Origin of the sequence: Craterilacuibacter sinensis, from assembly GCF_009831765.1 — a bacterium.
Lineage (GTDB): Bacteria > Pseudomonadota > Gammaproteobacteria > Burkholderiales > Chromobacteriaceae > Craterilacuibacter > Craterilacuibacter sinensis.
In genome coordinates this window covers 92,179-104,708 of sequence record NZ_WSSB01000012.1, presented here as the reverse complement: position 1 = coordinate 104,708, position 12,530 = coordinate 92,179, and the positions used below count along the sequence as shown (strand labels likewise).

At 56.6% G+C, this 12,530-nt stretch carries 14 protein-coding genes and 1 pseudogene; 8 read left to right on the top strand and 7 right to left on the bottom strand.

Annotated features, from left to right (window positions below; translation table 11 throughout):
• Window positions 1–100 precede the first annotated feature (100 nt).
• The 4 genes from GQF02_RS12955 (at window position 101) to ctlX (ending at window position 4,003) form a co-directional block, all read left to right on the top strand.
• Window positions 101–880, top strand: a complete 780-nt coding sequence (locus GQF02_RS12955; protein ID WP_160797712.1) for an enoyl-CoA hydratase — start codon at window positions 101–103, stop codon at window positions 878–880.
• Window positions 881–890: 10 nt separating this feature from the next.
• Window positions 891–2,009, top strand: coding sequence for an enoyl-CoA hydratase/isomerase family protein (locus GQF02_RS12950; protein ID WP_160797710.1), 1,119 nt, complete (start codon window positions 891–893; stop codon window positions 2,007–2,009).
• Between the two features lie 11 nt (window positions 2,010–2,020).
• On the top strand, window positions 2,021–2,893 hold the full coding sequence (gene mmsB / locus GQF02_RS12945) for a 3-hydroxyisobutyrate dehydrogenase (RefSeq protein WP_160797708.1): 873 nt from the start codon (window positions 2,021–2,023) through the stop codon (window positions 2,891–2,893).
• A 180-nt stretch (window positions 2,894–3,073) separates the two neighbouring features.
• Window positions 3,074–4,003: a citrulline utilization hydrolase CtlX gene (ctlX, locus tag GQF02_RS12940; protein ID WP_160797706.1), complete on the top strand. Its 930-nt coding sequence runs from the start codon at window positions 3,074–3,076 to the stop codon at window positions 4,001–4,003.
• A gap of 76 nt (window positions 4,004–4,079) precedes the next feature.
• On the opposite strand, the gene GQF02_RS12935 is transcribed toward ctlX, so the two are convergent.
• Window positions 4,080–4,790, bottom strand: a complete 711-nt coding sequence (locus tag GQF02_RS12935) for a pseudouridine synthase (RefSeq protein ID WP_124734010.1) — start codon at window positions 4,788–4,790, stop codon at window positions 4,080–4,082.
• A 99-nt stretch (window positions 4,791–4,889) separates the two neighbouring features.
• On the opposite strand from GQF02_RS12935, the gene GQF02_RS12930 reads away from it, so the two are divergent.
• Window positions 4,890–6,497: a tetratricopeptide repeat-containing diguanylate cyclase gene (locus tag GQF02_RS12930; protein ID WP_160797704.1), complete on the top strand. Its 1,608-nt coding sequence runs from the start codon at window positions 4,890–4,892 to the stop codon at window positions 6,495–6,497.
• A gap of 41 nt (window positions 6,498–6,538) precedes the next feature.
• On the opposite strand, the gene GQF02_RS12925 is transcribed toward GQF02_RS12930, so the two are convergent.
• From GQF02_RS12925 to GQF02_RS12910, 5 genes and pseudogenes are all read right to left on the bottom strand, one after another.
• Window positions 6,539–7,231: a MarC family protein gene (locus GQF02_RS12925; protein ID WP_160797702.1), complete on the bottom strand. Its 693-nt coding sequence runs from the start codon at window positions 7,229–7,231 to the stop codon at window positions 6,539–6,541.
• A 33-nt stretch (window positions 7,232–7,264) separates the two neighbouring features.
• A pseudogene (locus GQF02_RS16010) lies at window positions 7,265–7,495 on the bottom strand (hypothetical protein); the annotation flags it as partial.
• Window positions 7,496–7,501: 6 nt separating this feature from the next.
• The gene (locus GQF02_RS12920) at window positions 7,502–8,314 is read right to left on the bottom strand and encodes a crotonase/enoyl-CoA hydratase family protein (protein WP_160797700.1); all 813 of its coding nucleotides are present in this window, start codon (window positions 8,312–8,314) and stop codon (window positions 7,502–7,504) included.
• A 34-nt stretch (window positions 8,315–8,348) separates the two neighbouring features.
• Window positions 8,349–8,846 (bottom strand): DUF4442 domain-containing protein, encoded by a 498-nt coding sequence (locus GQF02_RS12915; protein WP_160797698.1) that lies wholly within the window; start codon window positions 8,844–8,846, stop codon window positions 8,349–8,351.
• A 1-nt stretch (window position 8,847) separates the two neighbouring features.
• The gene (locus GQF02_RS12910) at window positions 8,848–9,456 is read right to left on the bottom strand and encodes a TetR/AcrR family transcriptional regulator (RefSeq protein WP_160797696.1); all 609 of its coding nucleotides are present in this window, start codon (window positions 9,454–9,456) and stop codon (window positions 8,848–8,850) included.
• Window positions 9,457–9,571: 115 nt separating this feature from the next.
• On the opposite strand from GQF02_RS12910, the gene dapF reads away from it, so the two are divergent.
• From dapF to GQF02_RS12895, 3 genes are read left to right on the top strand one after another with little or no spacing between them, the layout of a single operon-like run.
• On the top strand, window positions 9,572–10,414 hold the full coding sequence (gene dapF, locus GQF02_RS12905; protein ID WP_160797694.1) for a diaminopimelate epimerase: 843 nt from the start codon (window positions 9,572–9,574) through the stop codon (window positions 10,412–10,414).
• A complete protein-coding gene (locus GQF02_RS12900) occupies window positions 10,414–11,055 on the top strand; it encodes a DUF484 family protein (protein ID WP_160797692.1) in 642 nt (213 codons plus the stop codon). Before dapF ends, GQF02_RS12900 begins: the two co-directional genes overlap by 1 nt.
• Window positions 11,046–11,612, top strand: coding sequence for a hypothetical protein (locus tag GQF02_RS12895; RefSeq protein WP_160797690.1), 567 nt, complete (start codon window positions 11,046–11,048; stop codon window positions 11,610–11,612). The genes GQF02_RS12900 and GQF02_RS12895 overlap by 10 nt, the downstream gene beginning before the upstream one ends.
• On the opposite strand, the gene GQF02_RS12890 is transcribed toward GQF02_RS12895, so the two are convergent.
• A complete protein-coding gene (locus tag GQF02_RS12890; protein ID WP_124734019.1) occupies window positions 11,609–12,391 on the bottom strand; it encodes an enoyl-CoA hydratase in 783 nt (260 codons plus the stop codon). The genes GQF02_RS12895 and GQF02_RS12890 overlap by 4 nt on opposite strands.
• Window positions 12,392–12,530: the final 139 nt, after the last annotated feature.

Sequence of the window (12,530 nt, the reverse complement as noted above, 5' to 3'; positions counted from 1 at the left end):
TCGGACTACTTGACCGCATGATGGGCAAGACGGTATCTACCGCCACCGGCCCACGCAGCGGCAAGCTAGCCCAGACAACAACACGGACAAGGAACACAGAATGCAGCCACATTACCCCGGCCTCGTGCTGGAACAACACGGCACCACCTTGCTGGTGGTGATGGACAACCCGCCGGCCAATACCTGGACCGCACAGAGCCTGACGGCCCTTCACCAGCTGGTATGCGACCTTGACTCGCAGACCGTTATCCGTGCGCTGGTGCTCACCGGTGCCGGTAGCAAGTTTTTCTGCGCAGGGGCCGATCTCAAGCAGTTTGCCGACGGCTCGCACGCGGCGGCCACCGATTTGTCGCGCCTGTTCGGGCGCGCTTTCGAGGCACTGTCGGGCTGGCGCGGCGTCAGCATTGCCGCCATCAACGGCTACGCCATGGGCGGCGGGCTGGAGGTGGCGCTCGCCTGTGACATCCGCGTCGCCGCGCACGGCGCGCAAATGGCACTGCCCGAGGCGGCGGTGGGGCTGTTGCCGTGTGCCGGCGGCACCCAACTGTTGCCGCACCTGGTGGGCGAAGGCTGGGCCAAGCGCATGATCTTGCTGGGCGAACGCGTCGATGCGGCCACCGCGCTGCGCATCGGCCTGATCGAGGAAGTGGTGGCACCGGGGGATGCACGCGCCGCCGCGCTGGCTCTGGCGGAAAAGGTGAGCGGAGCGTCGCCCGATTCGGTTGCCGCCTGCAAGACGCTGATCCAGCGCGCACGCTTCAATGCGCCGGCCTTGAACCTGCCTTTGGAGCGCGAGCTGTTTGTCGGTCTGTTCGATGGTGCCAACCAGCAAGAAGGCGTCGCCGCTTTCCTGCAAAAACGTACGCCGCACTGGCAGTAAAGGACACCGGATGGACAGCCCTGTTTTATTCGACAGCTTCACCACCGCCAGCGGCCACCGTATCGCGTTAGCTACGCTGAATGCCGAAAAATCGCTGAATGCGCTAAGCCATGACATGGTCGGCCTGCTGGCAAACCAGCTCGCCCGCTGGCAGCGCGACCCTTTGGTCGCCTGTGTAGTGCTGCGCGGCGCCGGCGACAAGGCCTTCTGTGCCGGCGGTGATGTGCGCGCCTTGCGCGAGGCCTTGCTGCAAGATACGCGCTACCCCAGTCCTGCGGCGCAAAGCTTCTTTACCGATGAGTACCGGCTGGACTACGCCATCCACACCTACCCCAAGCCGCTTATCGTCTGGGGCAACGGCATCGTGATGGGTGGCGGGCTGGGGCTGCTTGCGGGGGCGAGCCACCGGGTACTCACCGAGCGTACCCGCATTGCCATGCCCGAGATCGCCATTGGCCTGTATCCGGATGTGGCCGGCAGCTGGTTTTTGCAACGCATGCCCGCCAGGCTGGGGCTGTTTCTGGGGCTGACCGGTGCCGCGATCAATGCCCATGATGCGCTGATCGCCAATCTGGCCGATTGTGTGCTGGATCACGCCAGTTGGCCCAAGCTGCTTGACGCCTTGCATCACGCAAGCTGGGATGGTGGCGATGATTTTGCCACCGTCAGCGCCTTGCTCGATAGTTTGGAAGACGCCTGCCCGCATGCCCTGCCCGACTCGCACATTGCACCAAGGCTGATTGCCATCCACCAGTTAATGAACCGCGGCAGCCTGACGGCAGTCGCCGACGCCTTGCAGCAAGCTCATGGCGGCAGCGATGCCTGGCTTGCTGGCGCGGCCAGCGGCTTTGCCGCCGGCTGTCCGATGTCGGCGGCGGTGACGTGGGAAATTTTCCGCCGTGCCCGTCATCTGTCGCTGGCCGAGGCTTTACGCATGGAGCTTGTGCTGTCGGTCAACTTCTGCGCCCGCCCCGATTTTCGCGAAGGGGTACGCGCGCTGCTGGTCGATAAAGACCGGCAGCCGCAATGGAGTAGCCAGAGCCTTGCCGATATAGATCCGGCGGCCATCGCCGCACATTTCACTTCGCCCTGGGCACGCGATGCGCACCCGCTGGCCGACTTGCTATAGGAAACAGAAAAATGGAAAAAATTGCTTTTATCGGGCTGGGGAATATGGGTGGCCCCATGGCGGCCAATCTGGTGCGCAAGGGCTTTGACGTCACAGTTTACGACTTGTCAGCCAGTGCCATGGACACGCTGGCCACACTGGGAGCCAAGGTGGCGACGAGTGCCGAAGATGCCGCCGCTGGTGCGGGCATTGTGCTGAGCATGTTGCCGGCTGCGCGCCATGTCGAGAGCCTGTACCGGGACATCCTGCCCCGGATGAAAGCAGGCACGCTGGCAATAGATTGCAGCACCATCGATGCTGCCACTACGTGCCGCCTGGCACAGGACTTAAGCCAGCATGGCATCGCGCTCTTGGACGCGCCGGTGTCCGGCGGTACGGCGGGCGCGGCGGCAGGCACGCTGACCTTTATGGTTGGCGGCGCAGCGCATGATCTTGAGCGGGCGCAGCCGCTACTGCAGGCCATGGGGCAAGCGGTATTTCATGCCGGCGAGAATGGTGCAGGACAAAGCGCCAAGATCTGCAACAACATGCTGCTGGGCATCCTGATGGCCGGCACGGCCGAAGCACTGGCACTGGGGGTAAAAAACGGGCTCGACCCTGCCGTCTTGTCGCACATCATGAGCAAAAGCTCGGGGCGCAACTGGGCACTTGAAGTCTATAACCCCTGGCCCGGCGTTATGGCCAACAGCCCGGCCAGTCGCGGTTACAGCGGCGGCTTTATGACCAGCCTGATGCTCAAGGACCTGGGGCTGGCACGCGACAGTGCCCATGCGTCTCATGCCGATACGCCGCTTGGCGCGCTGGCGTATACGCTATTTGAAAAACATGTGGCCGCCGGTCATGGTGCAGAAGACTTTTCCAGCATCCAGCAGCGCTACTGCTGAGGTAAATGCCCGGCGAAATTTATAGCGGCAATGCGGGTGGAAGCGTACAAATTGCACGTCTATGCTGAACAAGTCGACAGGTGGCGCAGCTTTATGCCGCCTGTGCGCCGATATCGACATTGTATACACCCGGGTCTATCCAGCAAGCCGGGTATTTACCTAGTTCAGGAGATGTTCACTATGGCTCGCCAGATTACCAATCAAATTTGTATGGTTCGCCCGGTTTCCTTCTATTTCAATCAGGAGACGGCAGCTAATGATTTTTACCAGCACAATCTGGGTGAAAAACGCGACATCGTGCAGGCCAAGGCGCTGATTGAATTCGACAATATGGTGGCCCTACTGCAGAGCAAGGGCATTACCGTGCATGTACTGCAGGACGACAACCAACTGTGCGAAACACCAGACAGCATTTTCCCCAACAACTGGTTCGTATCGCAGGAAGGCGGCAAGCTGGCACTGTGCCCGATGTTTGCCCATGACCGCCGTACCGAGCGCATCAAGTTCCTGGGCCGTCTGATCGAATCCATCGGCTTGGCGCATGTCGAATTGACCAACTACACGCAGTACGAAGAAAAGAACCAGTTCCTCGAAGGCACCGGCGCCATGGTACTGGACCGCGTCAACCGCAAGGCCTATTGCTGCTTGTCGGTACGCGCCGACGAGACGCTGTTCCGCCAGTTCTGCGCCGACAACGACTTCAAACCCGTCGCCTTTCACGCCTTCCAGACCTACCAGAACCGCCGCGCAGCCATCTACCACACCAATGTGATGATGGGTCTGGGCGAGAAATTCGCCGTGATCTGTCTGTCCTCCATCGACGACCCCGCCGAGCGCGCGATGGTGGTCAAGGAACTGGAAGAAAACGGCAAGGAAATCATCGATGTAAGCGAAGAGCAGATCAACCACTTCGCCGGCAACGAGATCGAACTGGAAGGCACCGGCGGCAAGCGCTTTACCGTGATGACCAAGGCAACCTACGACTGCCTGACGGCCGAACAGCGGGCCATCATCGAAAAAAGCAGCGAAATCATCTCGCCGGATGTGAAGACCATCGAAACCTACGGTGGCGGCTCGGTGCGCTGCATGATTTCCGAGCTCTTTATCTGAACGGATAGCGGCTTCGTGCAGTAATAAACATGCCGGGCGCTACGTATCGCTCACGTACCACCCGGCATTTGAGCGTTTAAAAGCGCTCGCCCATCATCAGATAGCGCCACTGGCCCTCTTCCAGATGTCCCAGGGCAATGCGGCCGATACGCTGGCGCTTAACCATCTGTGTCTTGAGACCGGCCTCATCCAGCAGGCGATGGACCAGATACTCGCGGTTCTCGCGCAGGACCAGACGTAGCTGCCGCCCGCCCTGACGACTGGCTTTGAATGGGAGCAAAGGGCCATCGTCCAGCTCGCGTATGGCATTCAAACGCACCAGTGCCGCCTCATCCAGCCCGCCATCCACCCATACCAAGTACTCTTGCTCGTAATCGCGCGCATCCCGCGTTAAGCGGTTGGCCAACGCACCATCCTGCGTTAGCACCATCAAGCCGCTACTGTCCGCATCCAGCCAGCCAGCTTCTTGCAAATGGGTGCTACAACGGGAAAGCCAGGCCCAGCCGCTGCGGTCTTTGTCGCAGCGTGTCGCAGCTTGCAATAAAGGCAAAGGATTGGCGACGCCAGCGGGCTTATTCAACAGCAGGGTGACACGGGAAGGCGGCGGCTGAATCTTGCTGCGCTCCAGCGTAATGGTTTGGGTGGCGCTGATGCGACTTCCCAGGGCTTGTACCGTTTCACCATCTACGCGGACAAAGCCCATTTCTATGCATTCATCGGCTTCGCGTCGCGATGCGACCAGACCCAGTTCGGTCAGGCGGCGACTCAGGCGGATATCTTCTGACATGACTACTCCCGGCTAGAGACACTAGCCTCGACATTATAATGATTAAATTATATATTGTTCGGTCGTCTCAAATGCTTCGTTTATCAATAAATCGACCTCATGCCCGCAGACCGTTTTAAAGACTTCAATGCCAAACTAGATGAAGCGCAAATGCGCTACGCCATCAATCTGGGTGACACGCTTGTCTGTCTTGAGCATTTGCTGGCCCGGACAGAGGCGCAGGATGCGCCGCGTCTCTTACAAGCCTTGCAATTGCGCGGCCAGATACGGACTGCACAAGGCCACTTTATGGTGGCGATGGAAGATCTGGTACGTGCCCAGCAGTTGGCAGTACAGGCCGCAGATAGTCAGGCCGAGGCCCGGCTATTGTGCCTGATCAGCAATATCTACATCCTGCAAGGCTTGTATCCGGATGCAATGGCCATTTTACTGGATGCTGTCCATACCCTGGAAAACGGAGAGCCCAGTACGTGGCTGGCACGCGCACTGAACAGCCTGGGTTTTACCTACTATTTTCTCGGGCAGCACGACAAGGCGGTCTCCTATCTGGAGCGCAGCATACAGCTTGCCCGGGAAACAGGCGACCTCATGGTAGAAAGTCTGGCTTTGGACAGCCTGGCCAATAGCAAACTTGCCATGGGGCAAGGGCGCGAAGCGCTGGTCTATATCCGGCGCAGCATTTTACTGCTACGTAGTCTGGGGCATGAAGAATATCTGGCAGAGTACCTCGTTACACTGGCCAAGGCCGAGGATGGCGTGGGTGAAGACGGCAGCGCCAGCCTGCATGAGGCACTGGCGCTGGCAAGACGCCTGCAACTGCCGCGTCACGAAGCCCAGACACTCTATTATATGGGGCTACGTCAAGTCAGATTAGGGCAGCTCAATGAGGCTGAAGAGCTACTTAGCAATGCATTAGCCCTTGCCGGCAAGACAGGTGACAGCCGGCTGGTTTATCTTGCCCATCAGCAGCTTTCCATGTTGCTACAGCAACAAGAACGCTATCGCGAGGCGCTGCTGCACTATCAGGGCTTCCATGAAAAAAAGGAAGCCTTGCTGGGTGAGGCTGCTGAGCGCCGCCTGCAATATCTGGAAATCCGTCACCGCATCCATGCCGCCGAAGATGCCAAGCATGCGGCGCTCAAGCGCAATGAAACGCTGGAAGAAGAAGTCAGACAGCGTACTGCACTACAAAGAAAAGCCGAAAAGCTGGCACGTATTGATTCCTTGACCGGTTTGTACAATCGACGCCATTTTCGTCATTGTGCAGAACAGTTGCAGCAGGAAGCCTTGCAAAATGGCATGCCACTTAGTCTGATTCTGTTTGATGCCGACCATTTCAAGCAGATAAACGATACCTGGGGGCATGCCGTCGGAGATCAGGCCTTGCAGGCTATCAGCCTGAACCTGCTGGATAGCACGCGGCGCGAAGACCTTTTCGGGCGCTATGGCGGCGAAGAATTCATTATGTTGATGCCGAACACGACAACAGATCAGGCTCTGGAAGCCGCGCGCCGCATGCTGTTCAAGGTCGAGCGCCAAGGTTTGCCCCTGGGAGACGCCACCATCCCGCTCACATTGAGTGCAGGCATAGCCGGCAGCCGCCGTGGCCAGCACATTAGTTTGGACCAACTGATCAAGTCCGCGGATCAGGCGCTTTATCTGGCGAAAAACAAGGGCCGCAATCAGGCGGTGCTGGCCGAAGATTAAATCTTTGCCCACCGCCCAACGGCGAACAAGGCCGCCGCGACTCAGAGCTGATTCTTAAGCAGGCTGCCTGCCAGCTGGCTGAAGCCGTCCCACATAATCTGCACCCCCAGACACAGCAATATAAACGCCGTCAGGCGCATAAAGACCAGTTCGCCGGTTTCGCCCAGATAACGCAATAGCTTCTCGCCATGGCGGTAACACAAAAACACCATCAGGCTGACCAGCGCCACACCGACCAGACTGGCAGCCGGGGCCAGCGTATATTTGAGCAGGCCGTGCTCGGCCTGGGTCATGGAGGCGCCCAGCGTAATGGCCACCGAAACCGAGCCGGGACCTACGGTCAAGGGAAATGCCAGCGGATAAAAAGCATGCTGTTTAAGCTCTTCCTTACTAATATGCTCGCCACCTTGCATGCTAGTCGGACTGGCATCGGCCGGCGTATCGTTCAGCAAACGCCAGGCCGAGAAGGTAATCAGCAAGCCGCCGCTAAGCTGCACCACCGGCAGGGAAACACCAAAAAACTCCAGCACGAAGCTGCCGATATACATACTGCCCAATAACAGGACAAAGCTGCTGATCGCGATACGCCGTGCCAGATAATGGCGCTGCGCTTCGCTATTACGCGAAGTTTGGGCCAGGAAGATGGGCACCATACCCGGCGGGTTCATGATCGGCAGCAAGGCGGCCATGACAAAAAATACTTTGCTGGTAAAAAGCATCAAGGTGGCAAGCATCGCTTATTCTTTCACGAAATTTTACCGCCGATATTAGGCTTTATTGACGTTACACATCGGCAGCCATAAAAACGCACAGGCCATTGCGACCATGCTTTCGTAATTTCGCTTCCGCTTGCCATGGTGAAATGCCACTGCCCGGTACTGCTTCAGCCAGGCTCGGGCCCCTCGGGGCCCGATTTGCCTCCAAATGCGTTCGCTGTCGTAGCCCTTGACCGCCGGGAGCGTCCGCGCCGTGCAGGTAAGCTTGGGGCTAGCCCTGGCTTATCATCAATCACGAAACTCGGCCTGCTGCCTGGTCATGCTGGCCATCACCGCTTTCTGGATGTCTTCCGACATCAACATCCCCGCATTCCAGGTCGCAATATACTGCAAACCATCCGCCACACTATGGTCGCGACTGTAGTTGATAACATGCTTACTCCCGCGCACTGCGACCGGACTTTTGCCCGCGATAGCGCGAGCTACGCTCAATGCGCCATCGACAACGGAAGCTGCATCATCGAATAGCTGATTGACCAGTTGCCACGCCTGGGCCTGTTCCGCTTTGACATCGCAACCCGTTAGCGCCATTTCCCGGCATACCCCCTGACCAACCACATGGTGCAAACGCTGCAAAGTGCCCACATCGGCCACCATTCCCATGTCGACTTCACGTACGCTGAAAACCGCATCCCGGCTGGCGTAGCGGAAATCGGCGGCCAGCGCGATATCCAGCCCACCACCTACGCAAGCCCCATGAATGGCAGCAATGACCGGCTTGCTGCAGTTCTCCAGACTGGATACGCAAGCTTGCAGCTCTAGAATCAGTTTGCGCAGCTTTTCGCGCTTGCGCGTATCGCACTTGTCAGCAACGGCCGCCTGCACCCCCATGAGCATGCTCAGGTCGATACCGGAACAAAAATGTTTACCTTCCCCGGATAATACGGCAGCACGCACTTCGGTATTTTCATCACACCACTCGAAAGCCGCCTTCAGTTCACGCCACATCTCTTCATTCAGCGCATTAGCCTTGTCTGCACGATTGAATCTGACATGGGCAACGTGGTCGATGACGGTTAACGTAAGGGTATTGAAATTCATCTCTGACTCTCCTGATGTATTATTGCGACGGGGTTTACTGACGCTTTTGGGGCACCCAGGCCCAGATCATTTTACAACGAACGGGTTCTTCCCCTGATTCATCCGTCACGCGTACGCTAACCGTGACATCCCCCTTGTCCTGTTCGTGCATGCTCCTTATCTGTTCGGCAGATAGTGTTGCCTCGGCACACATTCCGCCTTGCGCACGCTTCAAATAATCGACATGCATGGACTTGAGCAGCATCAGCTTATTGTCCGGCATATTCATGCCGACAACAAAACCAGTCGCGGTTTCCGCCAGTAATGCCATCGCTGCTGCGTGCACACCCTTGATATGGTTTTGGATCTTGCGCTGATTGCGAAGGGAAACGACCATTTTCTGAGGTGAGACCTCGTCAAAACGCAGCCCGGATGTAGCCAGGAAAGGAACAACACGGCCAAAAATCCGGCTCAAAACCATACTACGCATGCCAGTGGGCAAGCATAAGGTCTTATCCGCAATACGGCTCATCCTGTTTTTTTTATACGTCATACTATTTATCCGCCTTCTCGTGTAAACCGGCCATGTTGATGCCCAGCATGGCTCTAATCTGGTTTTTGACAGTCACCAGTATGTTTTCATCTATGCGTGCCAGTTGCAGTGCACCTTGTAATGTCGAAAACAGGACGGCTCCGATAGCCTCAGCTTCGCCGGCATAAGTCATCGTGGCTTCTGCCCTCCCCTTCAAGGCGATGAGTACAGCCCAGCTTCGCATCTCGTCAATGAATGCCGATGCTTCTGCCTGCATGATTTCGGGCAGGCGCGGAAATTCGGTAGACAGGACGCCACTTGGACAAATCTGCCTGTCTTTGGCGAAATAGGTTTCACTGAGCTCAAAATAACGCTCCAGTTGCTCCCGTCCGCTCAATAGCTGCTGGGAATCGGTAAAGCGGGCAAAACGCCGGCGGTAACGCTGTATCAGCGCCACACCCAGATCGGTCTTATGCGGGAAATGGTAGTGGATGGCTGCATTGCGCACGCCCAATACCTTGCTGATTTGCTGATAACTGAAACCATGGTAGCCATGGCTTAGCAGCAAAGCCTCGGCTAAATCGAGGATTTTCTTGCGGGTTTCCCCTTTGACGGCAGATTCCATTTTCATGGATCTGACTCTACTTACCGGTTAGTAAGCTGTCAATGCCCATGTCTTACCCGGTATTAAGTAGCACGCATATCGTTTATGATATGCCTTACCCTTTTGCACACTCTGCGTTCACATGAAACTAAAATTCAGCAAGATGCACGGCCTTGGCAATGACTTCATGGTGATAGACGGTGTGCGCCAGACAGTCAGCCTCTCTCCGGAACATATACGCGAACTGGGAGACCGCCACTTCGGCATCGGCTTTGACCAGTTGCTATTGGTCGAGCCCGCCCATCAGCCGGAAAACGATTTTTGCTACCGCATTTACAACAATGATGGCAGCGAAGTCCAGCAGTGCGGCAATGGCGCACGCTGTTTCGTCAAGTTTGTCATTGAACAGCAGTTGACCGCGAAGCGGGCTATCCGCGTCGAAACCGCGCGCGGTGTCATCGTCCCGGAAATGGATCTGACAGGGCGCATCGTCGTCAATATGGGCATTCCCCGCTTCACCCCGCAAGAGATTCCTTTTCTTGCCGACACTGCCGCACTCGCCTACCCCATCATGCTCTCTGGCAAGCCGTACCAGATAGCTGCCCTATCCATGGGAAACCCGCACGCGGTGTTACGGGTTGAAGATCTGGCAACGGCAGAAGTTGCGACGCTGGGACCAGTACTTGAATCACATCCGAGCTTTCCCGAGCGGGTTAATGCCGGCTTTATGCAAGTCATCAAGCGCAATGAAATCGCCCTGCGTGTATACGAGCGCGGTGCCGGCGAAACGCTAGCCTGCGGCACGGGTGCCTGTGCAGCCGTAGTTGCCGGCATTCGTCAAGGCTGGCTGGACCATGAAGTCTTGGTACATGCACGCGGAGGGGATCTGACGATACGCTGGCAAGGGGAAGGTCATGCAGTCATGATGAGCGGGCCTGCCGTTACAGTCTTTACCGGTGAAATAGAAATCGGAAAGGCTAGCTGATGCAAAGCGAGGAGGTGCTGGATTTCCTGCTTAACAACCCGGAGTTTATCCGCCAGAAAACCGAAGAATTTGGCTGGCTGCATCCAAAAGATCAGGTCATCATTCCTTTTGCCGAGCAGAGAATCCGCCAGCTTCAGTCACAAAATACCGAAATTAAGCGCCAACTGGCGCAATTGCAGCAACAGGCGCAAGAAAATGAAGTATTGCTTGACCGCATGCATCAACTGACGCTGAGCCTGCTGCCAAGACATTCAACCAATGCCTGCGTTCAGGCTGCACTTGATTGTTTTGAACAGCAATTCGGCCTGAATCGGGTACTGATCCGATTATGGGGCAGCAGTCAATTAGCCCCAAACCTTCGCGCTTCGACAGTACTACAACAGCAGGCGCACAAACTGCATGCCCCTAGCTGTGGCCACTATGCAAGCGAAGAGCTTGTTGCATGCTTTTTGCCCGAGCCCGTACTGCAATCCTTTGCCAAGCTCTCCCTGCGTAGCCCCGACGGAGAAGCCTTCGGCCTATTAGTGATTGCAAGCGAGGATACAGACCGCTTCAGCCCTGAACTGGATACGCACTATCTGGCACAGATCGGGACAATCCTGTCGCATGCCTTATGGCACAGCATGAGCACATGCCAGTGACAGCGGCAAACATCGGCCTTGCGTTGATGCTACTGCTTTATCTGCTACATGGCCTTTGGCTGATTTGTCGTAGCCGCAGCGCCACCGGCATGGCGGCGCTCTTTGCCGCCTACTTTATTGCCGCCATTCTGACCAAACTGACGCTCCCCTCACTCAAGCTCTGGGCGCTTTACCTGCCGCTAGCGTATTTCTACGCAGTGACAGGCATTGCCTCTGCCTTATGGTCACTTAGCAGTGCACGCTGGACGAGCAAAGGTCTGTACTACCCGGAAAAAAGCCGCAAACTTGGTGCTTATTACAACGCCCACTTGGCCGTACATAGCGGCATACTTTTGGCATCATTAAAAGCACCAGAGATCCTGACCGCCTATTTATTGCTACCCAGCCTGATGGTGCTGCTGATCTATGCGGCTTACCGCGTACTTCTGGCAGAGGCCAAGCATAACGGACAGACCCATTGGTCTATTTTTGTGCTACTTGCCATCACCAGCCCTATCCTGCTCAATCTGGCGCGCCAACTGCTGGCACCACTTAGCTATATGCTTGGGCAACCTTAGTCCTCATCTTCGGTGCACCAGATCGGCTTGCGCTTTTCAATAAAAGCCTGCACGCCCTCCAATTGTTCCGCACTGCCGATCAGCTGAAGAAATGCCGATCGTTCCGCCTCCAGCTGGCTCGTCAGCGTCACGTCACTGGAGTTGTCAATCAGCTGTCGTGCCGCCGCCACGGCGGACGTACCTTGCCCTCCGACTTTTTCAGCCAGGCTAACCGCGACAATTTTTGCAAAACCGGGGTCAACAATCTCTTCCAGCAGGCCGATGTCAAAACCTTTGCGGGCATCCACGGTCTCGCCCCCCAAGACAATGCGCTTAGCCCAGGCTTTGCCGACTTTGTCCGCCAGCATTTTGGTGCCGCCGGCGCACGGAATCAGACCAACCCGCGCCTCGGGCAGCCCCATCAGCGCACCTTGCTCTGCAACCATATAATCACAGCACAATGCAAGCTCCAGCCCACCGCCCAGTGCATAGCCATTAATGGCCGCGACGGTCACCCCGTCAAAGTTGCGGATAGCTGCAAATGAGCGATCAAAGGCATCAATGACTTGCGCGGCCTTCTCTTTGTCACCCGAGGTAAACATATTGAGATCGGCTCCAGAGCAAAAAAACCGATCCCCCGCACCTGTTACCACTAATGCGCGGATGTTTTCATCATTCGACAAGCTTTTTACCGTAGACTCCAGCTCAGCGAGGACATCCAGCCCAAGTGTATTGGCAGGGGCATTGTCAATGGTGACAATGGCAGACTGCCCCAGTTTTTCTACTACGATGAATTTCATTTCCACTCCTTTAATCTTGTTCTGCATAAAATCTGCTATAGGCGCAAGGCCTGACTTTAGCTACTTAAAATACAATCCTTGAGTTCTTTAAAGCCAGATCGATAGCAACCTGGCGGCCTGTTCTCAGGCTTTCTCACCA